The organism is Kocuria sp. APC 4018, assembly GCF_030407675.1.
GTDB classification, from domain to species: domain Bacteria; phylum Actinomycetota; class Actinomycetes; order Actinomycetales; family Micrococcaceae; genus Kocuria; species Kocuria rhizophila.
Window position 1 is genome coordinate 17,122 of the sequence record NZ_JASDCY010000001.1, and the last position, 24,991, is coordinate 42,112.

The following is a 24,991-nucleotide window of genomic DNA, read 5'->3' on the forward strand; positions in this document are numbered from 1 at the left end:
CCGAGAGAGTCGGGGTTGGGGTGGGACATGCGGATCCCCTGGTCGTTCGTGACCACCACGAACAGGGCACCCGTGCTCTGCCGGACGGCCTCGCCGCGCCGCTGCACCGGCCCCTCCGCGAGCGCGGCGGAGTCCAGGGCGGTGGCCCCGGCCCGCGCCGCGGTCTCGGAGACGACCACCGGGTCCACGGCCAGGGTGCGTGCGATCCCCAGGGCCTCCTGCTCCGCCTGGTCGTACACCCGTTCCACGGTCAGCACCACCACGGCCGCGAGGCACAGCGCCACGATCCCGGCCACGATCGCGAAGAGCACCACCATCATGCGGGTGGTGAACGTTCCCGCGGGGGTGCGCTCGCTGCTCATGCGCTCATCCTAGGGGTGCGCCACGTCACCGAGCAGAAAGAGCACAAAGGGGTCAACGAGCACAACGTCCCGCAATGAGCACAACAGGGACGTGATGCGCCTCTCACTCCTACGGTGTGATGAGCCGCACGCCCGCCGTGCCCCGTCCCCTTCCCACCACCCAGGAGTCACTGATGCTGGTTCTGCTCGGGTTCCTGATGATCGCCACGTTCATGGGCCTCATCATGACCAAGCGCCTCACCCCGCTGCTCGCACTGATCATCGTCCCCACCGTCTTCGGCCTCTTCGCGGGCGCCGGACTGGGCATCGGGGACATGGTCATGGAGGCGGTCAAGGACATGTCCTCCACGGCCGCGCTGCTGATGTTCGCGATCATCTACTTCGGCCTGATGATCGACGTGGGCCTGTTCGACCGGCTCGTGAACCTCATCGTGCGCGCCACCGGTCACGACCCCGCCAAGGTGGTGGTGGGCACCATGATCCTCACCGCCCTGGTCTCCCTGGACGGGGACGGCTCCACCACGTACATCGTGGTCACCGCGGCCATGCTGCCCGTGTACCAGCGCCTGGGCCTGAGCCCCGTGGTGCTCACGTGCATCGCGGGCCTGACCAACGGCGCCCTGAACATCGTCCCGTGGGGCGGGCCCACCGCCCGTGCGGCCGCCGCGCTGCACGTGGAGGCCACGGACATCTTCCTGCCCATGCTCCCCTCCCTGGCCGCCGGGCTGGTGGTCATCTTCGTCTTCGCCGTGCTCCTGGGCCGCTCCGAACGACGCCGCCTGGCCGCCGCCGATCCCGCCCGCTGGGGCCGCGGAGCGGCCGTGGGCTCCGGCGCCCCGGGTGCCGGCACTCCGGGTGCCCGAACCGCCAGGACCCCTTCCCCGCTGCTGACCGGCGAGGGCCTCACGAACACCGCCCTGGACCCGAACCGTGAGTCCCTGCGACCGCAGCTGTTCTGGTTCAACCTGTCCCTCACGGTGCTTGTCATGGTGCTGCTCGTGGCGGACGTGGTGCCCCTGCCGTACCTGTTCATGGTGGCCAGCGCGATCGCCATGGTGGTGAACTTCCCCAGGATGTCGGACCAGGGCAAGATGCTGGCCTCCCACTCCTCCTCGATCATCGCGGTGGTCTCCATGGTCATGGCGGCGGCGGTGCTCACGGGCATCCTGTCCGGCACGGGCATGGTGGATGCCATGTCCCAGTGGCTCGTGGACGTGATCCCCTCCAGCATGGGCCCGTACCTGGCCGTCCTGACGGGTCTGATCAGCATCCCCGCCACGTTCTTCATGAGCAACGACGCGTTCTACTTCGGCGTGCTCCCCGTGCTCACCGAGACGGGCGCGCACTACGGGATCCCCGCGGTGGACATGGCCCGGGCCTCCATCACGGGCCAGCCGGTGCACATGCAGTCCCCGCTGGTGCCCGCGATCCTGCTGCTGGTCTCCCTCGCGGGCGTGGAGCTCGGCGACCACCACAAGAAGGTGCTGTGGCGGGCCCTGGTGGTCTCCCTGGTGATGCTCGTGGTGGGCCTGCTGGTGGGCGCGGTCGGCATCGGCTGAGCGCGGCACGGCGCCCGGGTGCGCGGGCACCCACTAGAGTGGGGAGCGCAAGCTCGCGGAGCGTCGTCGTCGCCCGGGGAACGGCCCCGGACGCGCCAGACGTGAGACGGCACCGACTCCGCGCGCCCCACAGTTCCCACACCGCGTACAGGAGCGTTCCATGGCCCGAATCGTCGTCGACGTCATGCCCAAGCCGGAGATCCTCGACCCGCAGGGCAAGGCCATTGCGAACGAGCTGCCCCGCATCGGTCTCAGCGGCTTCACCGAGGTCCGCCAGGGCCGCCGCTTCGAGCTCACCGTGGAGGGCGAGGCCACCGAGCAGGTGCTCGCGCAGGCCCGCGAGGCAGCGGAGAAGCTGCTCTCCAACCCGGTGATCGAGGACGTGGTCAACGTCAGCGCACTGCCCGAGGAGCACTGAGCGTGGCCCAGAACCTGAGCCCCGAGCAGACGCCCCTGGTGGCGGACCTCTCCCAGCCCGCCGCGGACTCCCGCCTCGCGGCCGTGCGCGTGGGCGTGGTGACCTTTCCCGGCACCCTGGACGACCGCGACGCCGCCCGCGCCGTGGAGATCGCCGGCGGCACCGCCGTGCCGCTGTGGTACGCGGACGAGGACCTGCAGGGCGTGGACGCCGTGGTTCTGCCCGGCGGCTTCTCCTACGGCGACTACCTCCGGGCCGGTGCGATCGCGCGCTTCGCCCCGCTCATGGACAAGATCGTGGACGCGGCGAGCGCGGACGGCGGGATGCCCGTGCTGGGCATCTGCAACGGCTTCCAGGTGCTCACCGAGGCGCACCTGCTGCCCGGGTCCATGATCAAGAACGAGCAGCTGAAGTTCATCTGCCGGGACCAGCGCCTGCGCGTGGAGAACGCGGACACCGCGTGGACCGGTCGCTTCACGGCCGGTCAGGAGATCGTGGTGCCGCTGAAGAACCAGGACGGGCAGTACGTGGCGGACCAGCGCACCCTGGACGAGCTCGAGGCCGAGCACCGCGTGGTTTTCCGCTACACGGGCGGCAACCCGAACGGCTCCCGCAACGACATCGCCGGGATCACCAACGCGCAGGGCAACGTGGTGGGGCTCATGCCGCACCCCGAGCACGCCGTGGAGCCCGGTTTCGGCGCGGACCTCTCCGGGGCCGGCGCCGTGGGGATGCGCGAGGGCACGGACGGGCTGGACGTGTTCGTCTCCGTCCTGGAGCGCCTGACCAGCTGACGGGCGACGACGCCGCGTGCCTGGGCGGCGTCGTCGTGCCGCACCGTGCCGCCAGTCAACCGCCCCTCCTCCGCGAGCGGGCCACCGCCGCCGCGCAACACCCACCAGCCACCACGAACCGGCGTGAGCGCACCTCACGCCCCACCTCGTTCACGTAAGGGACCCGCAGACGTCATGAGTGAAACGCACTTCAACCTGGACACCGTGGAGCACGCCACCTCCACCCCGGACACCGAGCTGCCCTGGGCCGAGCTGGGCCTGAACGAGGCGGAGTTCGAGCGCATCAAGGAGATCCTGGGCCGCCGTCCCACCGCCGCGGAACTGGCCATGTACTCCGTGATGTGGTCCGAGCACTGCTCCTACAAGTCCTCCAAGGTGCACCTGCGCCAGTTCGGCGAGAAGGTCACGGACGAGATGCGCCAGCACCTCATGGTGGGCATCGGGGAGAACGCCGGTGTCACGGACATCGGGGACGGCTGGGCCGTGACGTTCAAGATCGAGTCCCACAACCACCCCTCCTACGTGGAGCCCTACCAGGGCGCGGCCACGGGCGTGGGCGGGATCGTGCGGGACATCATCTCCATGGGCGCCCGCCCCGTGGCCGTGATGGACCCGCTGCGCTTCGGCGCGATCGACCACCCGGACACCCAGCGCGTGGTGCACGGGATCGTGGCCGGAGTGGGCGGCTACGGCAACTCGCTGGGGCTGCCGAACATCGGCGGCGAGGTGGAGTTCGACCCCTGCTACCAGGGCAACCCGCTGGTCAACGCGCTGGCCGTGGGCGTGATGCGCCACGAGGACATCCGCCTGGCCAACGCCTCCGGCACGGGCAACAGGGTGGTGCTCTTCGGAGCGCGCACCGGCGGTGACGGCATCGGCGGCGCGTCCGTGCTGGCGTCGGAGTCCTTCGACGACTCCAAGCCCTCCAAGCGCCCCGCCGTGCAGGTGGGTGACCCCTTCGCGGAGAAGGTGCTCATCGAGTGCTGCCTGGAGCTGTTCAAGTCCTCCCTGGTGGAGGGCATCCAGGACCTCGGGGCGGCGGGGATCTCCTGCGCCACCTCCGAGCTGGCCTCCAACGGGGACGGCGGGATGCGGGTGAACCTGGACGAGGTGCTGCTGCGCGATCCCTCGCTGACCCCGGGTGAGATCCTCATGTCCGAGTCCCAGGAGCGGATGATGGCCGTGGTCACCCCGGAGAAGGTCGAGGCCTTCGAGGCGGTCATGGCCAAGTGGGACGTCGAGTACTCGTGGATCGGCGAGGTCACGGACACCGGCCGGCTGGTCATCGACTACCAGGGCGAGGTGATCGTGGACGTGGATCCGCGCACCGTGGCCCACGACGGCCCCGTCTACGAGCGCCCCTATGACCGCCCCGCGTCCCAGGACGCCCTGCAGGAAGCGCACTTCACCGGCTCCCCCGAGGACGCCGCGCGACCCTCCGGCGCGGAGCTCGGCCCCGCGCTGCTCGAGCTGATGGCCTCCCCCAACCTGTGCTCCAAGGAGTGGGTCACCAGCCAGTACGACCGCTACGTGCAGGGCAACACGGCCTTGGCCATGCCCGACGACGCCGGCGTGGTCCGCGTGGACGAGCGCAGCAACCTGGGCGTGGCCCTGTCCACGGACTCCAACGGCCGCTACACCCGCCTGGACCCGTACCACGGCGCGCAGCTCGCCCTTGCGCAGGCGTACCGCAACGTGGCAACCGCGGGCGCCCGCCCCGTGGCGGTCTCCGACTGCCTGAACTTCGGCTCCCCCGAGGACCCGGACGTGATGTGGCAGTTCGCGGAGGCCGTGCGCGGTCTCGCGGACGGCTGCCAGGCCATCGGCGTGCCCGTCACGGGCGGCAACGTGTCCCTCTACAACCAGACGGGCGGTGTGGCCATCAACCCCACCCCGGTGGTGGCCATGATGGGCGTGTTCGACGACGTCACGCGCCGCACTCCCTCGGGCTGGCGCGAGGACGGCCAGGCGGTCTACCTCATGGGAGAGACCGCGGACGAGCTGGACGGCTCCGAGTGGGCGCGCATCCGCGGCCACCTGGGCGGCACGCCCCCGCGCGTGGACCTGGACCAGGAGCGCGTGCTCGCGGACATGCTGATCAACATGTCCCGGGACGGCATGATCGACGCCGCGCACGACGTCGCCGAGGGCGGGCTCGCCGCCACGCTCGCCGAGATGGCCCTGCGCTTCGGCGTGGGCGCCCGCATCGGCCTCGGCGAGGTGGCCGAGCGTGACGGCCTGGACCTGTTCACGCTGCTGTTCTCCGAGACCCAGGCGCGCGCCGTCGTGAGCGTGCCCCGCTCCGAGGAGGTCCGCTTCCGGGACATGTGCACCGTGCGCAACTATCCTTTCGCAAGGATCGGCGTGGTGGACACCGAGAACGGCTCCCTGGACGTCCAGGGCGAGTTCGCGGTGCCGCTGGACGAGCTGCGGACGGCCCACGAGGCCACGCTGCCGCGGCACTTCGGCTGATCCCCGCGAGCACGCGGGCGGCACGAGAGACCCCGGAAGGTATGGGCATGCTGGACGAGCTGCCGGGCGCCGAGCCCCCGGCCCCGATAGTCACACGACGGCTGGAGCTGCGGCCGTTCACGCCGGACGAGCTGGAGGCCGTCGCCTCGGGCACCTCCCTGCCCCACTTCGCGCGGGGTTTCCCCTCCGCGCAGAACCAGGACTGGGCGCGGGACGCCCTGGCCGCCGGGGAGCACTTCTTCACCGAGTCACGGTGCGCCCAGCGCGCCGTGGTGGAGCGCTCCTCGGGCCAGGTCATCGGCGCGGCAGGGTTCACCGGTCCCGCCATGGACCACGAGCTCGAGGTCGAGGGGTCCCTGGTGCCGCAGCACCGGGGCCAGGGGCTCGCCACCGAGGGGTTGCGCGCCCTGCTGGAGGAAGCCTTCGAGGATCCCGACGTGCGCGCGGTCCAGGCCTCGGTGCCCACGGGCGAGCACCCCGCACACCACGTCCTCGCGCGGTGCGGGTTCCAGCCCCTGCCCTCCGACGGCTCGGAGGACTCCTACCGCCTGCCGCGCCCCTGAGCCACTCCCGTGAGCCCCTGGATACCCTTCAACCTGCTGCCCGCGGACACCCTGCCCGAGTGGATCCTGGTGGCCCTCGCGGGGCTGGACCTGCTGCTCAAGATCGTGGCCCTGGGCTGGATCCCGCACCGGCGCCGCCCCTCCGTGGCGCTCGCGTGGCTGCTGGCCATCTTCCTGGTGCCGTACGCGGGGATCGTGCTGTTCCTGGTGCTCGGCTCCGCCCGCCTGCCGCGCAAGCGCATGGAGCAGCAGGCTCGGATGAACCACGTGATCCAGGAGAACACTCCCCCGGGGGTGGCCGTGGGCCGCGAGCTGGAGCGCTACCCCCAGTGGGTGCGCACCACGGCGGAGCTCAACCAGAACCTGGGTGCGCTGCCCATGGTGGGTGGCAACGACTTCGAGATCCTCCCGGACAACCACGAGAACATGGCGCGGATGGCCGCGGACGTGGACGCCGCCACGGACTACGTCCACTTCGAGTTCTACATCGTGGCCGTGGACCAGGTCTCCCGGGACCTGCTCAACGCCCTGATCCGGGCCCACGAGCGTGGCGTGCGCGTGCGCATCCTCATCGACCATGTGGGCTCCCTGGGCTACCCGGGCTACGCCGAGCTGGTCAAGGAGTTCGACCGCTCCGGTGTGCCGTGGCGCCGCATGCTGCCCATCCGCCCGTGGCGCGGGGAGTGGCAGCGCCCGGACCTGCGCAACCACCGCAAGATCCTGGTGGTGGACGGGCGGGTGGCCCACACGGGCTCGCAGAACATCATCCACCGCTCGTACAACAAGCGGAAGAACATCCGGAAGGGCCGCCAGTGGCGTGACCTCATGATCCGCTGCACCGGCGCCGTGGTCACGGAGCTCAACGCCGTGTTCGTCTCCGACTGGTACTCCGAGACGGACGACCTGCTGCTGGACGAGTCCCCCTCCGCCCTGGAGCCGAGCCCCGGGCCCGCGTACGCGCAGGTGGTCCCCTCCGGGCCCGGCTTCGAGACCGAGAACAACCTGCGGCTGTTCAACCACCTGATCTACAACGCCAACCGCCGGGTGGTGATCTCCAGCCCGTACTTCGTGCCGGACGAGTCCCTGCTCCACGCCCTCACCACGGAGGCGCAGGCCGGGGTGCAGATCCAGCTGTTCGTGGGAGAGACCTCGGACCAGTTCCTCGCGCAGCACGCCCAGAACTCGTACTACTCCGAGCTGGCGCGCGCCGGTGTGGAGATCTACCGCTACAGCTCCCCCACGGTGCTGCACGCCAAGTTCGTGCTCGTGGACGACATCGTCTCCGTGATCGGCTCCTCCAACATGGACGAGCGTTCCTTCGCCCTGGACCTCGAGGTCTCCGTGATGATCGTGGACCGGGAGTTCCGCGCCCGCATGGAGCGCGTGGTCGAGGACTTCACGGCGTGCTCCATGCTCCTGGACGTGGCCGCGTGGGAGCAGCGCTCCCTGGGGCGCAAGTACGTGGAGAACATCTGCCGCCTCGCCTCCGGCCTGCTCTGACACCACCCCGGACGACGACGCCGCACGGCCGGGTGGGCACCGTCCGTCCCCTCGGCGCCGCCCACTCCGTGCCGCCCACTCGGAGCCGGGCGGCCCGGGTGCGGCATGGGGGGCCGGGCCGCGCTGGGGTGTGCCCGCGTGCGCGTTCCGCGCCCGGGTGCGCGAACGCCGTCGCCGACCCGTGAGATCGGGGCGGCGACGGCGTCGTCGTGCGGCACGGCTCTGTGCCTGGGGCCGGGGTCAGTCCGCGACGAGCACCGCGCGGCCGTTGAGCGTGCGGTTGCGCAGGCCGTCCAGGGACGCGTTGACCTGCTCTGCGCTGAGCGGAACCTCCACGATGGGCGGCCGGGGCAGCTCCACGTCCTGGGCGAGCTTCACGAGCTCCTTGAGCTCCGGGAGACTGCCCACGAAGTTGCCGCGGATGTTCAGCAGGTTGAACGCGGCGAGCGCGGTGGGGAACTGGTACTGGCCGCCGAACAGGCCCACGCTCACCAGGGTGCCGCCGTTGGCCATGGCGAACAGTGCGGCGTTGGAGGTGTCCCCGTTGTTGACCAGGTCGATCGCCGCGGCGATCTTCTCGCCGCCGGCCGCGACGATGTCCTTGTGGGGTGCCTCGCCACCCGCGACCACGGTGGCCGTGGCACCCATTGCGGTGGCGTTCTCCAGTGCCTTCTCGCTCATGTCCACCGCCACGATGTTCTCGTGGCCCAGGGCCTTCAGCAGCGCAATGGTCATGAGCCCCACGCCACCGGCGCCGATGACCGCGACCGGCTTGTCCGCGGGGACCGGCATGATCTTCTGGATGGCCGAGTAGGACGTCAGCCCGGAGCAGGCCAGCGTGGCGCCGAAGGACGGGTCGATGTCCCCCAGTGGCACCAGGTAGCGGTCCCCGGGAACCAGGACCTCCTCCGCGTAGCCGCCGTTCAGTGCCACCGAGAGGTTGCGCTTGGCGCCGCTGCAGTAGTTCTCGCGGTCCTCCTGGCAGGCCTGGCACTCACCGCAGCCGACCCAGGGGTAGACGATGTACTTGGTGTCCCCCGGCTGCACCGTGGCCTCCGGGCCCACTTCCACCACCTCTCCCACGATCTCGTGGCCCAGCACCACCGGGTACTGTGCGCCCGAGGCGGTCAGCTCGCGACGCCCCGCGCTGCCCAGGTCGAAGTACCCGTCCTGGCAGTGGACGTCCGAGTGGCACACCCCCGAGTTCGTGACGCGGACCAGCACCTCGGAACCCTTGAGCTGGGGCTTCTCCAGCTCGATCTCCTCCGCCGGCGCACCGGGTTCTGCGTGACCGAAAACCTTCATGGCTGACTCCTTTGCAGCGTGTTCGGATGTGCACTTCACATGTGGGCTGCACTGTCACTGTAGGCCGCGTCACACGGGGAGAACACCGGCTCGCGGGACCATTTCAACTCGGGAGTAACATCCGCGCGCGGCGGCCGAGACGCCGCACCGGGGCGCAACATCGCCGCGGGCTGGCGCGACCGACGAGACGACCTGGACCGGGCGGCGTCGTCCGCCGGTGTGGCGCACGGTGGTCGGGTGCCGCGAGACCTAGTGTGAGCCGCATGACACGACTCACCGTGGACGAGCACGGCCGCCCGGAACCGCCCCAGCGCGGGGACGAGACCACCACCCTGTTCGGGTTCCTGGACTTCCTGCGTGCGACGATCCGCTGGAAGACGGAGGGACTGAGCACGGAGCAGCTGCACAGCAGTCCGCTGCCCACCTCCATGACACTGGGCGGGATGCTCAAACACCTCGCCTACGTGGAGGACCACTGGTTCTGCCACGTGCTCGGCGGGCGTGAACCGTGCGCACCGTGGGATGCGGTGGAGTGGCAGAAGGACCCCGACTGGGACTGGAATTCGGCCCCGGACGACGACGCCGCGCAGCTGCGGTCCCTCTGGTCCTCAGCCGTGGAGAAGTCCCGGCAGCGGTGGGTCGTCTTCGCCGCGGAGCACGCCAACCCGCTGGACGCCCCGGTGGAACGGCCCGTCGGCGGAGACACGAGCGCGCGCTGGGTGATCACCCACATGATCGAGGAGTACGCCCGCCACTGCGGCCACACGGACCTGCTGCGCGAGGCTCTCGACGGGGTCACGGGGGAATGAGGGGAGGCATCCCTGCCCCTGGTGCTGATGGGAACGTCTATCGGGACGTTGTCTGCCGGGCCGCCCGCACATCCCGGCGGATGTTCACACCGGGGCCCCGCACTCAGCCGTCCCGCTCCAGCAAGCCCTTGTACCGCTCGGTCGTGAGCTTCGAGAACAGCAACACCAGCAGGGCCGACGCGGCGCTCGCGAGCACGAGCCCCACGGACCACGGCACCCACACGGAGAACAGCGCGGCAATCACGAGCACGAACACGGCGGCGGAGCAGACCTGAGTGGCTACCCGGCTCCGGGTCAGCGCGAGAAGCAGTGCGTCCAGCAGGGTGTCGACCAGCATGAGGGCTACCACGACCACGCACACCGCCAGGAACTGCACAAGCAGCCTTCCCGGGCCCACGTCCTGGCCCTCCCCGAATACATGCCACAGCACCTGGGGCGCCAGCACCGCCAGCGGGAATCCCGCCAGCACCAGGCACATCTCCACCAGCGTGCCCCACTCCTTGGCCTTGCTGCTCATTCCCACGCCCTCCGCCGATCGTCCGGTTTTCACGGTCTCCTGTTCAACCCCACGCATCCGCCGGGACCGCTCAGCACCCGTCCACTGAGCACCCCCTGCTCACCGGCACAGCCGGTGGCTCGGACGTCTCCTTGACCGCGAGCAGGTGGCACTCCGGGAACCGGTGGTCCGCGTCCGGGCGGCTCACCGTCCGCCACCGCTCCGTGAGGCCCGCGTACAGAAGATGGTCCATCATGACGTTCGGGTGCCAGCGCCACGCGGGAGCCACCGCGTGGTCGAAGGAGACCACGGCGCGACCGCCGTCCACGGCCTGGAACGCGAGCATGACCACCCCGCCGATCGGCAGGCGCTCCGCCCACGAGCGCAGGATCCCGGGCACACGGTCCGGGGCCACGTGAATCAGGCTGAACCGCGCCAGCACGGCGGCCGGCGGCTCGTCAGCACCCAGGGCCTGCGTCCAGGTGACGGGATCGCAGGTGCCGCGCACGAACCGCAGTTCCGGATGCGCCGCCCGTGCGATCTCCAGCATGGCTTGCGAGGGGTCCACGCCCACCACCGGGACACCGGCCGCCGCGAGCGCCGCCGTCACGTGACCCGTCCCGCACCCCACGTCGACCACGGAGCCCTCCGCCGCGCACTCCTTCACCTGCTCGGCGAACGCGGCCACGACTCCGCGTTCCAGGGGCGAGCGGAAGGCCTCGGGAAACGCGCGCTCGTACTCCGCGGCGAGGTGGTCGTATCCGGGTTGCATGGGCTCCACGCTCACACACCACGGCTGGCGCCTCAAGGGCGGCGCCAAGCAGCCGCCCCTGAGCAAGACGCCCGGGGGGGGGACATGGGCTCGGAACGCACTGCAGCGGCGTCGTGCGCCCCCGGGGTGGGTGCCGTGCCCGGGCGGAACGGGCATGACCGCGTGTGACCCCGGGAACTGATGGCCCTCCCGGGGAGCTTCTAAGATGGCTCAGTGATGAACCCCGCCACCCCTCCCTCGCGCCAGGGCACCGCACCGACCGCTGCGCCGCCGACGCGCCCGTGGGCGCCGGGGCGGCGTCGAACGCAGACCTGAAACTCGCGATGGCCGCTTCCGGGACCGTGCTGAGCGTGTTCACCGTGGGACACATGGCGGGCAACATGCAGGTCTACCTGGGGCGGGAGCGGTACAACCGCTACGCGCTGCTGCTGCGCCACGCGGGCGCGCCGGTCCTGCCCGCGAACACCCTGCTGTGGGCGGCGCGGATCGGGCTGCTCGCGAGCACGGCCACCCACGTGGCCGCCGGCACGGAGCTGACCCTGCGGGCCTGGCGCGCCGAGGGACGCACCGCCGGTGACGTGGCCCAACAGGGCGCCCGCAACGCCGCGCAGCTGCTGCGGCGCGCCACCGACCGCCTCCCCCGCATGCACCTCTCGCCCAGCCCCCGCAGCAGGGGCCACGTGGCCATGTACCGCGAAGCCCCGTTCGACGGTGCCCTCCTCCCGGGCCGCTTCGACGCCGACGCCCCCCGCAGGCGCCCTCGGGGACGACGCCGCTCGGTCCCCCGGATCATCGCCCGCTCCATGCGCTCCACGGGCGCCGTGCTCGGTCTGTTCGTGACCTACCACGTGCTGGACCTGACCACGGGCACCCGCCCGGCGGCGTCACGGTCCTTCGAGCACGGGGACGCCTACGGGAACCTGGTGGGCAGCCTCTCCCGGCCCGTGGTGGCGGTGTTCTACACGACCTCCATGGCGGCGCTGGCCGGGCACATGGTCCACGGGCTGCGCACGGCCGCACTGGACACCGGGCTCACGACCACGGCCCGGCGCGTGCACCGGGTGGATGTCGCCGCGAAGGCCGCGGGCGCCGTCGTCGCCGTGGGCAACGCAAGTATTCCCCTGGCCGTATCCTTCAAGGTGGTGCGCTGATGCTGCTGACCGTGCACGTGTGGCGCCAGGCGGACGCCAGCACCCCCGGGGGCTTCGAAACCGTCCACCCCGTGGAGGCGCGCGAGGACATGAGCGTCCTCGAGCTGCTGGACGCCGTCAACGAGACCCTCGAACGCCAGGGGGACGAGCCCGTGAGCTTCGACGACGGCTGCCGCGAGGGCATCTGCGGCAAGTGCGGTGTGACCGTGGACGGCGTGCCGCACGGCCCGGACCGCAACAGGGCCTCGTGCATGCAGTCCCTGAACGCCTACCGGGACGGGGACGAGGTCTTCATCGAGCCCCTGCGCGCCGGGGCACTGCCCGTCACGAAGGACCTCGCCGTGGACAAGAAGTCCCTGCGGCGCGTGTCCAAGGAGGCCAAGTTCCCGGTGGCCATGAAGGCGCTGAACACCGCGGGCTGCATCAGCTGCGGCGCGTGCATCGCCGCGTGCCCCAACGGTTCCGGGCAGCTGTTCGTGGGCACCATGCTCAAGCACCTGCCGCCGCTGGCCAAAACCCCCGAGGAGCGTGACGAGCGCGCCGCCAAGGTGCTGGACGCCGCGGACCGGGAGTTCGGCCCGTGCTCCCTGCTGGGGGACTGCACAGAGGTGTGCCCCGCGGGGCTGCCGCTGGAGAACCTCACGTCCGTGGCGCGGGAGAACCTGCACCGCAGCTTCCCGGACCGGTACCCGGCGCCCGGGGACCCAGAGGACACTGACGGTAAGTGAGCCTGCCAGAGTATCCAGATCATTGAATAAGACGCGCATGTATCTTTCCTTAAAACAGCACAACTGTAGAATCCTTAACGGTGCGACAAGATAGGTTAGCCAATTATGACATTGCAATTTATTATTTTTACTAGATAACTTTCCATAAAAGGAGAATCGGCAATGCTGACTAAAATGCGTTTGGAAAACTTTAAAGCCTGGGAAGACACCCAAGACATTGAATTTGCACCCTTGACTATCTTGTTTGGTTCAAATTCTTCCGGCAAATCAAGTCTACATCAATTTCTCATGTTGCTTCGCCAGACAGTCGAGTCCCCGGACAGAAAGCGAGTTCTCCATACTGGTGATAGCAGTACGCCGGTTGACCTAGGAAGTTACTCGCAGCTAATTCACAATGGTGCCACCGAGCAACCCCTAAAATTTAAAATTGATTGGAAAAGGGACAGCCCTCTCGAATTAATTTACCCAATTAATTCTTCGCGTTTCACAGGCACGCAGCTCAGCTTTCATGCCAGCATAAGTTCCCGCGAAGGACTTCCCCCTAGGGTACGAGTCGACGAATACGGCTACGACCTTTTTAGCCCTACCGGGCAGCTCGCTTTGTCAATAGAAAGCGCTCGGGAAAAAGAAAAGTACAATCTTACGGCTACGGGAATCGAACTCAAACGATCCCTAGGTCGCAAATGGCCTCTCTCTGCGCCGTCTCAGTTCCACGCTTTTCCGGATGACATTTTCACTCGCTATCAGGGTGTGGACTTCACTGCAGACCTAACGCTCTCTCTCGAAGAGCAGCTTTCACATCTCAACTACCTAGGACCCCTTCGCCAAAAGCCTAATCGGCTATACAGGTGGTCCGGGGAAGAGGTCAGTGACGTAGGGTGGAGCGGAGAAAAAACGATTGATGCACTGCTTGCAGGCGCCCAGAGGCGCTATAACAGTAAACCAAAAGAAAGAACGCGCACTCTTCCAGAGACGGTGGCATATTGGCTTACTCGCTTGGGCGTGGTGGAAAGTTTTAGCGTTGAGCCTATCGGTGAGGGGCGAGATGAATACGAGGTCCGAGTTACAGTCACTAAAGGTGGACGCTCAGTTCTTCTCACGGATGTCGGGTTTGGGGTTTCGCAGGTACTACCTGTGATTGTCGAGAGTTTTTATGCTGAACCCGGGTCAACCGTAATTATGGAACAGCCCGAGATTCACCTGCACCCCTCGGTGCAAGCCGGGCTCGCAGATTTGCTGATAGATGCTGCTCTTTCCCGTGAAAACGGGAAAGAACGAAAGACGCAGTTCATTATCGAGTCTCATTCCGAGTATCTTTTGCGTCGGTTATTGCGCCGAATTGCTGAAGGGGATCGCATTTCAAGCAAGGACGTTCGCTGTTATATAGTCGACAATTCTGACTCGGGGTCGGTTATCTCCCCCTTACAGGTTGACGAATTGGGGAATGTTCATAATTGGCCTAAAAATTTCTTTGGTGACCCAAATTTTGACATCATAGAGCAAACCCGAGCAGCCCGGAGGAGGCGTTGAAATGCTGAACCCTGGCACTCGAGTGATCGATACGAATGTTCCCCTGGTAGTCAAGTTTCGGGCCGACAGCCCCGGGGAACTTGTGGATGCCTGTGAAGATATTATAATGAAAATTATGACGGAGGAACTTCCTGTCGTGACTGACTTGGCGGGCGAAATAATCGAAGAATACTTCCACAAGATGAGTCATGCAGAGAATTCCCTAGCGGACTTATTTGCTAAATATGTGCATGATTTCCGGTGGCAGTGGGGGGAGAAGTATATGCCTGACATTGAACCGGATGGTGTTGCAGAAAACTCCTACGGAGTTCTAGGGGGCGACGACGTTCAAATTGATCCTTCTGACCGGAAATTCGTGGCGGTTGCTAAAGTGAGCGGAGCCTCGATTGTGCAAGCTAGGGACACCAAATGGCTCGACTGGAAAGAAATTCTTACCCGTCACAACGTGAAAGTCGAATATGCGCACGAGCAATCCCTTCGAACAATGTATAAAGAGAAGTTTGGTCGAGAGGCGCCATGAGAGACTTTACCCCCTTTCCTTCAATACCCCACTTGGTTGCGCCTCGCAATACGTCAATTCGAAACGACAAAGTTTTATCCTCCTGTGAAAGAACAATTTTTTTTGACCATCCATTACGGATTGAAGAAAAAATAGATGGTCAGAATTTAGGAATATCCTCCATTGACGGAGAAACCCTCTCGTATCAGGGGCGGGGTAGCTTCGTAGAATTGGGCGGGCGTCATTTCCGCGGTCTTGAGGGCTGGATTAAGCCCCGCGCCACCCGGATTTTATCCGCCTGCGGGGATCGGTTAGTTCTATTTGGCGAATGGTGCCGTATTAAACACACCGTATTTTATGATTCGCTTCCAGATTGGTTCATTCTTTTTGCGGTATACGATAAACTCGAAGGTGAATTTTGGGCTCCGCAGTTAGCCGAGGCATTGGCGGATGATTTATCCCTCTCCTCTCCACCGGTTTTAGGAATCGACGAGTTTTCATTGGATGAATTGTTCGGTATGATCGGAAAATCAAGATTTGGTTCTAGTAAAATGGAAGGTATTGTAGCAAAATCTATTAATCCCGGTTCCGGGCAGTTGTGCGCAAAGCTGGTTAGGCCAGATTTTGTTCAATCCATTGAGGGCCATTGGATGTCAGGTCCATTGGAAACTAATCGCTTGGCTACGTGATTGGCTTCATCGATATCGTAGGGGAATTAAGGTACAAAGCCAGTTGCAGATTAACCGTTGCGCACTCGACAATAGACGGTCCATCCCGAGCGGCCTAGATGTTGTGGGTCATGACGTTGTGGTTGCTGGGGCGGGGATGAAGAAAACGGGCCTCTTCTGGCCAGGATGGAGGTGTCTAGCAACCAACCTCGTCCAGCAGAAGACCCGTTTCGTGACCCACGCTAACGCCCCACTGACTTCGGCCGGAAGACACCGCCTCGTCACCCGTGTCATCAGCGGAGGCAGACCCAAAGCCCACGTACCCGTCGAAGCTAGTGTCGCCCGGTCCCCTCTCACGAAATGGGTGGCCCGCTACCACCACGGTGGCCCCACGCCCTAGAAGACCACTCCAGCGTCCCGACCACCCGACCCACCCGGCTGCCGGTGGAGGTGATCGAGCTGATCGATACCTGGCGGCGGCAGAACAAATGCTCCGCGTGCAGGATCACCCACGAACTGGCCATCCAGAGGCACACCTGCGCGGTCAGGACAGTCTCGCGCTGGTTGCACCGGTTGGGGATCACCCGCCGCAGAGACCTGGACCCCAGCGGGGAGAACAACCGCCGCACCGGCCCGAACACCGCGGCCTTCCCAGGGCACATGATCCACCTGGATGTGAAGATACTAGGGAAAATCCCCAACGGTGGCGGCTGGTGGGCCCACGAACGCGATTCCGCGGCCGGACGCGCCTCCAAACGCGGTCCTGGCCGGCGGGTGGGCTACACCTACCTGTGACTGCGCCGTGGACGGGTTCTCCCGCTTGGCCTACATCGAAGCCCACGACGATGAGAGCAGAGCAACCACGATCGGATTCTTCGCCCGGGCACGGGCGTTCTTCGCCGCCCACCGCATCATCCGCATCATCCGGGTGGTCACGGACAACAGAGCCAACTATCGGGCCAAGGACTTCCACCGCACCGTGACCTCACACGCCTCCCGGCATCAGCGCGCCCGCCGGGCAGCGATCGAGGCGTAGGTGAATCACTACAACTATCATCGGCCCCACACCGCGTGTTCTGATCAGCCCCCCGGCCACCAGAGTCCGCACCCGTGTAGCCAACGTCATGACCTCATACATCTAGGTCCTACACCGCGCCAAAGAGCAGTACCCGCGAGGAGAACACCTCGCGGCCTGCCGCGGCCACCGCCTCCCGGACCGCGTCCGCCTCCGAAGGCTTGCACACCAGGACCAGCTCCTCGGCGCTCACGCTGTCCCGTTGGAGGGAACCGTTCCATGCCTGAACGCTCTGCGGGGTCTCGTTCTCGCGGATGGCGGCCCAGCCGCCTGCCCAAGACTCGAGATCCGATTGCCACTGCTGCGTCATGAGCTGCTCCTTCCCCGGGGAAACCCGGGCACCGGTGGAGCGCCGCTCCCGGAGGCAGCCCTTCGCGCGGAATCTCGCAGATCCCGCAGGGGCTTCGCGGGCGGCACCGCCGCGGGGCCCGGGCGGTCCGGCTCCGGCGCATTCTCTATGCTTGGCCCGACAGGTTGTCACGCTGCGGCGTGCGCACCACGACATTCACCCACCCCTTGAGGAGATGCTCTCGTGTCCGCCAAGAAAACCCTTCAAGTCGCCCTGGCCTTCATCGGCCTCATGGTGGGCGCCGGCTTCGCCACGGGACAGGAAGTCATCCAGTACTTCGTCTCGTTCGGTCTCTGGGGGCTCGCGGGGGCCGTCGTCGCGGGCATCCTGATGATCACGGCGGGAGCGGTGATCATCAACATCGGCAGCTACTTCCTGGCCGACGAGCACCTTGGGGTGTTCCGTTCCGTCTCCGCGCCCGTGGTCTCCCGCTTCCTGGACATCTCTGTGTCCCTCACCCTGCTGGCCATGGGCATCGTGATGCTCGCCGGCGCGGGCTCCACCCTGGAGCAGCAGTTCGGGCTCCCGGCGTGGATCGGCTCCGCGATCATGGTGGCCATCGTGATGCTCACCGGTCTGCTGGACGTCAACAAGGTCACCAACATCATCTCCGCCGTGACCCCGGTGATCTTCGTGGCCGTGATCGTCGCGTTCGTCTACACCCTCATGCAGCTTCCCGTGGACCTCAGCGCCATGAGCGATCTGGCCGTGCAGGCCGACTCCCCCGTGAGCCCGTGGTGGCTCTCCGCGATCAACTACACCTGCATGGCGCTGATGCTGGGCGTGTCCATGTCCCTGATGATCGGCGGCAACACCCTGGATCCGCGCGACGCCGGGCGCGGCGGCCTGCTGGGCGGCGTGGTGTACACCATCCTGCTGGTGATGAACGCGTTCGCGCTGCTCGTGAACTTCGACGCTGTGGGGGACGCGGACGTGCCCATGCTCAAGCTCTTCGAGAGCATGCACCCGGTGGCCTCGCTGGCCATGGTGTTCGTGACCTTCCTGATGATCTACAACACCACCATCAGCATGTTCTACGCGCTGGGCCGCCGCATGACGGTCAACCACCGCAAGCGCTACGTCCCGGTGTTCCTGGGCATCTGCGTCCTGGGCTACGTGATCAGCCTGGTGGGCTTCGGCACGCTGATGAGCGTGGTGTACCCGGTGATCGGCTACGTGGGCATGGTGCTGGTGGTCGTCATGTTCATCTGGTGGTTCCGCAACCGCGAGGCCATCGGTGTGGAGGCCGGGCGCCGCACCCGCATCCGCGCACTCATGACCAAGCGCGGTGACGAGACCAAGGAGTTCACCGAGTACAACGAGAACCAGCTGCGCGACGCCACCGAGGAGTCCCCCGCGGACAACGAGGCCCTCACCGGCGCCATGGAGGTCCAGGTCAAGCGGGAGCTCGGCGAGGACAAGTCCTCCTCCTGACGACGCCGCTGGGTGGCCTCCCACAGCACCGCGACCCGCCCTGCACACCCTGCAGGACATGACGAAACCCCCGGCAGCGACCGGGGGTTTCGTCATGGACGGGAGCGGGCGGCGTCGTGATCCGGTGCGGACGGATCCGCCGTGCGCCCGCGGGAGGGTTCAGCCGCGGGCGGTGTTCTTCTCCTGCGTGCGCTGCTCCCAGAAGATCGGCAGGGTCACGGTGTCCGTGCCGTCCCACGCGGACAGGCCGTGGATGCCGGGAATGTCTCCCGCCTTGAACACGGGCTCCACGCCAGCCTTGCGCTGCTCCATGTAGTTCTGCAGCACCTTGGCCGCCACACCTGCGAGCATCACCAGCGCAATGAGGTTCAGTGTGGCCATGATCGCCATGAACAGGTCCGCGAGCGACCACACGAGGTCCAGGGCCAGCACCGCGCCCATGAACACGCACACCAGCACGGCGAAGCGGTAGACGCCCATGGTCACGCGGGAGCGGGTCATGAAGCGGATGTTGGACTCGCCGTAGTAGTAGTTGCCGATCACGGAGGACCAGCCGAAGAGGAAGATCGCCACGGTCAGGAAGTGCACGGCCCACTCGCCCAGCTGCATGCCCAGCGCGGTCTGCGTGAGGGACGCACCCTGGCGCTGGTCCCCGTAGGTGGGGTTGGACAGCAGCACGATGAACGCGGTGATGGAGCACACCAGCATGGTGTCGAAGAAGACGCCCAGGGACTGCACGAAGCCCTGCTTTGCCGGGTGGGAGATGGACGCGGTGGCGCCGGCGTTCGGGGCGGAGCCCATGCCGGCCTCGTTGGAGAACAGACCGCGCTTCATGCCCTGGATGATCACGCCGATCAGACCACCCGTGATGAACTCGCGAATGCCGAACGCCCCCTCGATGATCATGCCGAACATGGCGGGGATCTCGGTGATGTTCAGGACCACCACGAGCAGCCCCAGCACCAGGTACAGCACGGCCATCACGGGCACGAGGATCTGGGTCACCGCGGAGATGGAGCGGATGCCACCGAAGATCACCAGTGCCGTGATGACCACCAGGGCCAGGCCCAGCACCACGCGCAGCCACATGTTCTGGCCCTCGGTGACGTCCACGTTGAAGGAGCCGGCCACGGCGTCCACGATCGAGTTGGACTGCACGGAGTTGAACACGAAGCCGTAGGTCACGGTGATGATGACCGCGAAGAGCACGCCCATCCAGCGCTTGTTGAGCCCGCGCTCCATGTAGTACGCCGGGCCGCCCACGTAGCCGTCCGACGTCTTGACCTTGTAGAGCTGGCCCAGCAGGGACTCCACGAACGCGCTGGCCGCGCCGATCGCGGCGATGATCCACATCCAGAACACGGCACCGGGTCCGCCCAGGGTGATGGCGATGGCCACGCCGGCGATGTTGCCCGTGCCCACGCGAGCCGCTGCGGAGACCGTGAATGCGCGGAACGAGGAGATGCCCTTGCGCCCGTCCTCCTCACCGGCCGGATCGGTGAGCACGCGGAACATCTCGGGGATGCCGCGCAGCTGGATGGCCTTGGTGCGGACGGTCAGGTACAGGCCCACGCCGATGAGGACGGCGAAGACGACGTACCAGACGTACTCGCCCACCGTTCCGACGAGTTCGGTCAGTGCTTCCATGGAAAACTCCGGGATCTTCGGGGATGCCCGGACCGTGGGACTGTTCCAGTCGCGCGAGGGCCCGGGCGGGAAAAGAATGTGTGCTGCCACACCAATTCAGCACAGATTATCCGATTCCCACCCGGGCCGAGACCATCCGGGGTGCCGCGCGGGGTCAGTCCTCCACGACGCGCACCGCACCCTTGTCCGCACTGGTCACCATGGACGCGTACGCCTTCAGCGCCTTGGACACCCGGCGCTCGCGCGGCTTGGTGGGCTTCCAGGGGGCATTCCCCTTCTCCTGGCGACGGCGCGCGAGCTCGGCGTCATCCACGTTGACCCGCAGCACGCGGTTCTCCACGTCGATCTCGATCTCGTCCCCGTGCTCCACGAGGCCGATGGCCCCGCCCGCGGCGGCCTCCGGGGAGATGTGCCCGATCGACAGCCCGGACGTGCCGCCCGAGAAGCGGCCGTCCGTGATGAGCGCGCACGTCTTGCCCAAGCCCAGACCCTTGAGGTAGCTGGTGGGGTAGAGCATTTCCTGCATCCCGGGGCCGCCCTTGGGGCCCTCGTACGCGATGACGACGATGTCCCCCTCCGTCACGTTCTTGGAGAGGATCTCGTGCACGGCCTCGTCCTGGGACTCCACCACGAACGCCCGGCCCGTGAAGTGGAACAGCTCGGGGTCGATGCCCGCGGTCTTGATGACCGCGCCGTCCTCCGCGATGTTGCCGAACAGCACGCACAGCCCACCCTCCGCGGTGTAGGCGTGCTCCACGGAGCGGATGCAGCCCTCGGCGGCGTCCACGTCGTGGTCCTCGTACTCGTTGGCCTGCGAGAACGCCTGGGTGGTGCGCACCCCGCCGGGAGCCGCGAGGAAGAAGTCGCGGGCGGCGTCGGACGCCTTGCCCGAGCGGATGTCCCACTCGTCCAGCCACTCGCCCATGGTCTGGGAGTGCACGGTGTGGACGTCCTCGTTGAGCAGCCCCCCGCGGCGCAGCTCGCCGAGGATCGCGGGGATGCCGCCGGCGCGGTGCACGTGCTCGATGTGGAACTTTGTGGAGTTCGGCGCCACCTTCGCCAAGCACGGCACGCGGCGGGAGAGGGCGTCGATGTCCGAGAGGGTGAAGTCCACCTCGGCCTCCTGCGCGGCGGCCAGGATGTGCAGCACGGTGTTGGTGGAGCCGCCCATGGCGATGTCCAGGGCCATGGCGTTCTCGAACGCGGCCTTCGTGGCGATGTTCCGCGGCAGCACGGACTCGTCGTCCTGCTCGTAGTACTTCTTGGCGGACTCCACCGCTCGGCGACCGGCCTCCAGGAACAGCCGCTTGCGGTTGACGTGGGTGGCCAGCGTGGTGCCGTTGCCGGGCAGGGAGAGCCCCAGCGCCTCGGTGAGGCAGTTCATGGAGTTGGCGGTGAACATCCCGGAGCACGAGCCGCACGTGGGGCACGCGTTCTCCTCGATCTGCGCGAGCTGCGCGTCCGTGACGGACTCGTCCACGGCCAGGGACATGGCATCCACCAGGTCCACGCGGTGCTCCACCACGCCCTCCACACCCTCGCCGGACTCCATGGGTCCGCCGGAGACGAACACCACGGGGATGTTCAGCCGCAGCGCCGCCATGAGCATGCCCGGGGTGATTTTGTCGCAGTTGGAGATGCACACCAGCGCGTCCGCGCAGTGGGCGTTGACCATGTACTCCACGGAGTCCGCGATGATGTCCCGCGAAGGCAGCGAGTACAGCATGCCGTCGTGGCCCATGGCGATGCCGTCGTCCACCGCGATGGTGTTGAACTCCTTGGCCACGCCCCCGGCCTCCTGGACCGCGGACGCCACCAGGTCACCCATGTTCTTGAGGTGCACGTGGCCGGGGACGAACTGCGTGAACGAGTTCGCAATCGCCACGATCGGCTTCCCGAAGTCCTCGCTCCCCATGCCCGTGGCCCGCCAGAGGGCGCGCGCTCCCGCCATGTTGCGGCCGGTGGTGGACGTTGCTGAACGCAGCTGCGGCACTGTGGTTCCTTCCCGAAAGACAGTGCCGGGGCGGGCCGTCGCTCTCCAACCCCGCCCCGGCACACGTGTTGCGTCCCAGCCTACGCGCGGCCCCGGGGCGGGTTTCACATCGCGGTCACGGATCTCACATCCCGGACTTTGGTTGCAGGCACCGCTCCTCCCGCCGACGACGCCGCACGGCCAGCTCCCCGCCCCGCCTCACCGTTCTCCGCCGTGCAACCGCCCCGCTGAGCGGGCTTGCTCCCCTGTGCCGCGATCCGCAGCGTCTGAGGTGCAGTTCTACCCGGAATTTCCGCGAAATCCGGGGCAGAACCGCACCTCAGGCGTTCCCGCCCCAGGGGCTGCGAAGGCGCCCCGCCCGCGGGAGCCTCCGAGCGGCGTCGTGCCCCGTGGTGCGGCGACCCCGGCGGCGGTTCCTAGACTGGGGCGCAGACCACCGAAACCCGAGAGCCCGCGGCGGACGCGGGATCAGGAGAGACATGGGCAAGCACAAGAGGACACCCCGCCCGCACGACGGCGCCGACTTCGCGGTGGACCTGGAGGACGCGCGGGATCCGCTGGTGATGACGCTGGACATCGGTTCCACCGCGACCCGCGGCTCCCTCTACGACGCCACCGGCACGCCCGTGCGCCACTACCGGGACAAGGTTCCGCACGAGTTCACCACCGCGTCCGACGGCACGTCCGTGATGGACCCGGACCAGGTGGTCGGGGAGATCACGGAGATCCTGGACCGCGTGTGCGACCGGCCGGAGCTCGCGGGGCGCGTGGGCGGCGTCGGGCTGGACTCCTTCGCATCCTCCCTGGTGGGCGTGGACGCCGACGGCGAGGCCGTGACCGAGTGCTTCACGTACGCGGACTCCCGGTGCGCGCCGCAGCTCGCGCGGCTGCGGGAGGAGCTGGACGAGCGCGAGGTGCAGCAGAAGATGGGCGCGCGGCTGCACACGAGCTACCTGGCGCCGCGCTTCCGGTGGCTGCGGGAGACCCGGCCGGAGGACTTCGAAGCCGCGGAGCGGTGGCTGAGCATTGGCGAGTACGTGTGGCTGCGGCTGCTCGGGACCACCGCCGCCGGCACTGCGACCGCAGCGTGGACGGGGCTGCTGAACCGGCGCTCGGGCAACTGGGACCAGCGCATGCTCCGGATTGCGGGGATCACCGAGGAGAAGCTGTCCCCGATCCTGGAACCCCACGAGCCCCTGCCGGACGTGGACCCCTCACGCGTGCAGCGGTGGCGAGGGCTCTCGGAGGCGCGGTGGTTCGCGCCGGTCGCGGACGGGCTGTGCGCGAACATCGGGGTGGGTGGCACGGACGAGAGCACCATCGTGGCGTCCGCGGCCACCTCCGGGGCCATGCGCGTGCTGCTGCACCACCGCCCGCAGGACATCCCGCCGGGACTGTGGTGCTACCGCATCGACTCCTCCCGGTGCCTGCTGGGCGGGGCGCTCAACGACGTGGGGCGCGCCGTGAGCTGGTTGCAGGACACCTTCGCCCTGGACACCGAGGTGCTGAACGGGATCGCCGCCGCTCCCGTGAGCTCCGAGACCCCCGGCGTGCTGCCGTTCCTCACGGGTGAGCGCTCCACGGGGTGGGCGGGCAGCGCGCGAGCGGTGTTCTCAGATGTCTCCGCCACCACGGACGCACCCGCCATGGCCCGCGGGATGCTCGAGGGAATCGCAGGGTCCTACCGCCGGGTCTCCGACGAGCTGGAGAGCGCTTCCACGGGCGTGGAACGGATCGTGGCCGCCGGGCGGGTCACCCAGGAGCTGCCCTCGTGGCTGCAGATCCTGGGCGACTACCTGGGCACTCCCGTGATCCACCAGACAATAAAGCGCTCCACGTGCCGGGGCAACGCCCTGCTGATGCTGGAGTCGCTGGCGCCAAACGTGGAGCGGTCCTCGCCGGAGCCCGCGGCCACGTACTACCCGCGTGAGGCGGCGCAGGAGCACTACCGCCTGGTCCACGAACGGTTCGAGCGCCTCTACGGGGCCACGGTGGCGGGGGGCTGAGAGCGGCACGACGACGCCGGCCCCCGCCTTTCCAGCAATCAGCGGCTCCCGTGCCCCCATCCTTGCGGGACGGCACCCAGCAGCGGGATGCGCTGCCCGTCGAGCGCCGGGAGGTCCGCCAGGTACTCACGGTTGGAGGTGTGCAGGCGGTCGGGTTCGTGGGGCCAGCTGCCCAGCACCACACCGGCCACCCGCACCCCACGGTGCAGCAGGGCCTCCAGGCTCAGCAGGGTGTGGTTGAGGGTGCCAAGGTCCGGGCGGGCCACCAGGACGGTCTGCGCACCGAGCGCCTCCTCCTGCTGCAACGCTGCCGCCAGATCGGCAATCGTGCGCCGGTCTCCATCCAGCTCCACGAGAACGCCGCCGCTGCCCTCCACCAGCACGAGGTCGTGGGATTCTTGTAGTTCCAGGATTTTCGCCACGTGGGCCGTGATCGGCAGCAGCTCCACCCCGTCGATGGCCGCGGCGGGAGGGGGCGCCATGGGTTCGGTCAGCCGCTGCCCCTCCGCAATGGTGAGCGCCTCTGACGGGACGCCGGCGGCGCGGGCCAGCCGGGCGACGTCGTGCACGTCCCCCGGGTCGTCACCGCGCATGCCGGTTTGCTGAGGCTTGTAGACGGCGATCCGGCGGCGCCCCGCGTACCAGCCGGCCACCGCGAGAGCAGCCGTGGCGTAGGTCTTGCCCACGTCGGTGTCCGTTCCCGTCACCACCACGGTGCGCGGGAGCGACAAAAAGATGCCGTTCAAAGGATTTTTCATGGTGTCTCCTGCCCGTTGCTGATGTGGTGGCGAAGGACCGTAGCGAGGACCGCCCACGCCCTGCGTGCCGCGCCCGGGGACGTGCTCCCCCTGGGCCACCGCT

The 24,991-nt window shown here is 67.4% G+C and carries 21 protein-coding genes and 2 pseudogenes; 15 read left to right on the forward strand and 8 right to left on the reverse strand.

The features are described 5' to 3' along the window. Positions 1-362, reverse strand: a pseudogene (locus QL985_RS00085) (histidine kinase); the annotation flags it as partial. A gap of 173 nt (positions 363-535) precedes the next feature. On the opposite strand from QL985_RS00085, the gene QL985_RS00090 reads away from it, so the two are divergent. The 6 genes from QL985_RS00090 (at position 536) to cls (ending at position 7,668) form a co-directional block, all read left to right on the forward strand. Beyond that, positions 536-1,921: an SLC13 family permease gene (locus QL985_RS00090; RefSeq protein WP_070637009.1), complete on the forward strand. Its 1,386-nt coding sequence runs from the start codon at positions 536-538 to the stop codon at positions 1,919-1,921. Between the two features lie 160 nt (positions 1,922-2,081). After that, a complete protein-coding gene (gene purS, locus QL985_RS00095; protein ID WP_019309891.1) occupies positions 2,082-2,339 on the forward strand; it encodes a phosphoribosylformylglycinamidine synthase subunit PurS in 258 nt (85 codons plus the stop codon). Positions 2,340-2,341: 2 nt separating this feature from the next. Continuing rightward, a complete protein-coding gene (gene purQ / locus QL985_RS00100; protein WP_259897447.1) occupies positions 2,342-3,133 on the forward strand; it encodes a phosphoribosylformylglycinamidine synthase subunit PurQ in 792 nt (263 codons plus the stop codon). A 174-nt stretch (positions 3,134-3,307) separates the two neighbouring features. Then, positions 3,308-5,605 carry a phosphoribosylformylglycinamidine synthase subunit PurL gene (purL, locus tag QL985_RS00105; RefSeq protein ID WP_101888247.1) on the forward strand — a complete coding sequence of 766 codons (2,298 nt, stop codon included), beginning with the start codon at positions 3,308-3,310 and terminating at the stop codon, positions 5,603-5,605. 47 nt (positions 5,606-5,652) lie between these two features. Further along, complete coding sequence (locus QL985_RS00110) at positions 5,653-6,168, forward strand: GNAT family N-acetyltransferase (RefSeq protein WP_052239310.1); 516 nt, start codon at positions 5,653-5,655, stop codon at positions 6,166-6,168. 9 nt (positions 6,169-6,177) lie between these two features. Continuing rightward, entirely contained in the window at positions 6,178-7,668 is a 1,491-nt protein-coding gene (cls, locus tag QL985_RS00115) for a cardiolipin synthase (protein WP_259905609.1), read from the forward strand. Between the two features lie 240 nt (positions 7,669-7,908). On the opposite strand, the gene QL985_RS00120 is transcribed toward cls, so the two are convergent. After that, entirely contained in the window at positions 7,909-8,973 is a 1,065-nt protein-coding gene (locus QL985_RS00120) for an alcohol dehydrogenase (protein ID WP_259905715.1), read from the reverse strand. Between the two features lie 263 nt (positions 8,974-9,236). On the opposite strand from QL985_RS00120, the gene QL985_RS00125 reads away from it, so the two are divergent. Beyond that, entirely contained in the window at positions 9,237-9,782 is a 546-nt protein-coding gene (locus QL985_RS00125) for a DinB family protein (protein WP_259905713.1), read from the forward strand. Positions 9,783-9,885: 103 nt separating this feature from the next. Here the strand turns inward: QL985_RS00125 and QL985_RS00130 are convergent, their stop codons facing one another. Together QL985_RS00130 and QL985_RS00135 are read right to left on the reverse strand one after the other, a co-directional pair. Next, positions 9,886-10,332: a hypothetical protein gene (locus QL985_RS00130; RefSeq protein ID WP_263596208.1), complete on the reverse strand. Its 447-nt coding sequence runs from the start codon at positions 10,330-10,332 to the stop codon at positions 9,886-9,888. 37 nt (positions 10,333-10,369) lie between these two features. After that, a complete protein-coding gene (locus QL985_RS00135; protein ID WP_191550912.1) occupies positions 10,370-11,050 on the reverse strand; it encodes a class I SAM-dependent methyltransferase in 681 nt (226 codons plus the stop codon). Between the two features lie 323 nt (positions 11,051-11,373). Between QL985_RS00135 and QL985_RS00140 the strand changes: the two genes are divergently transcribed. From QL985_RS00140 to QL985_RS00165, 6 genes and pseudogenes are all read left to right on the forward strand, one after another. Next, positions 11,374-12,201 carry a hypothetical protein gene (locus QL985_RS00140; protein ID WP_290147081.1) on the forward strand — a complete coding sequence of 276 codons (828 nt, stop codon included), beginning with the start codon at positions 11,374-11,376 and terminating at the stop codon, positions 12,199-12,201. Further along, positions 12,201-12,929, forward strand: coding sequence for a succinate dehydrogenase/fumarate reductase iron-sulfur subunit (locus tag QL985_RS00145; protein WP_191550911.1), 729 nt, complete (start codon positions 12,201-12,203; stop codon positions 12,927-12,929). The genes QL985_RS00140 and QL985_RS00145 overlap by 1 nt, the downstream gene beginning before the upstream one ends. A gap of 162 nt (positions 12,930-13,091) precedes the next feature. Further along, the gene (locus QL985_RS00150) at positions 13,092-14,459 is read left to right on the forward strand and encodes a DUF3696 domain-containing protein (RefSeq protein WP_191550910.1); all 1,368 of its coding nucleotides are present in this window, start codon (positions 13,092-13,094) and stop codon (positions 14,457-14,459) included. 1 nt (position 14,460) lies between these two features. After that, complete coding sequence (locus tag QL985_RS00155; RefSeq protein ID WP_191550909.1) at positions 14,461-14,979, forward strand: hypothetical protein; 519 nt, start codon at positions 14,461-14,463, stop codon at positions 14,977-14,979. Then, a complete protein-coding gene (locus tag QL985_RS00160) occupies positions 14,976-15,647 on the forward strand; it encodes an RNA ligase family protein (protein ID WP_290147083.1) in 672 nt (223 codons plus the stop codon). The genes QL985_RS00155 and QL985_RS00160 overlap by 4 nt, the downstream gene beginning before the upstream one ends. A gap of 211 nt (positions 15,648-15,858) precedes the next feature. Next, positions 15,859-16,768, forward strand: a pseudogene (locus QL985_RS00165) (leucine zipper domain-containing protein). 3 nt (positions 16,769-16,771) lie between these two features. Here QL985_RS00165 and QL985_RS00170 read toward each other — a convergent pair. Then, positions 16,772-17,011, reverse strand: a complete 240-nt coding sequence (locus QL985_RS00170; protein WP_191550907.1) for a hypothetical protein — start codon at positions 17,009-17,011, stop codon at positions 16,772-16,774. Between the two features lie 222 nt (positions 17,012-17,233). Here QL985_RS00170 and QL985_RS00175 point away from each other — a divergent pair, with 222 nt between their 5' ends. Beyond that, entirely contained in the window at positions 17,234-18,484 is a 1,251-nt protein-coding gene (locus tag QL985_RS00175) for a hypothetical protein (protein WP_191550906.1), read from the forward strand. Positions 18,485-18,643: 159 nt separating this feature from the next. Here the strand turns inward: QL985_RS00175 and QL985_RS00180 are convergent, their stop codons facing one another. Both QL985_RS00180 and ilvD read right to left on the reverse strand, forming a co-directional pair. Then, positions 18,644-20,131, reverse strand: coding sequence for an alanine/glycine:cation symporter family protein (locus QL985_RS00180; RefSeq protein ID WP_191550905.1), 1,488 nt, complete (start codon positions 20,129-20,131; stop codon positions 18,644-18,646). 154 nt (positions 20,132-20,285) lie between these two features. Then, entirely contained in the window at positions 20,286-22,124 is a 1,839-nt protein-coding gene (ilvD, locus tag QL985_RS00185; RefSeq protein ID WP_259905711.1) for a dihydroxy-acid dehydratase, read from the reverse strand. A gap of 479 nt (positions 22,125-22,603) precedes the next feature. Between ilvD and QL985_RS00190 the strand changes: the two genes are divergently transcribed. Then, positions 22,604-24,130: a gluconokinase gene (locus QL985_RS00190; RefSeq protein ID WP_259905710.1), complete on the forward strand. Its 1,527-nt coding sequence runs from the start codon at positions 22,604-22,606 to the stop codon at positions 24,128-24,130. A 38-nt stretch (positions 24,131-24,168) separates the two neighbouring features. Here the strand turns inward: QL985_RS00190 and bioD are convergent, their stop codons facing one another. Next, positions 24,169-24,888: a dethiobiotin synthase gene (gene bioD / locus QL985_RS00195; RefSeq protein WP_102613974.1), complete on the reverse strand. Its 720-nt coding sequence runs from the start codon at positions 24,886-24,888 to the stop codon at positions 24,169-24,171. Positions 24,889-24,991 lie beyond the last annotated feature (103 nt).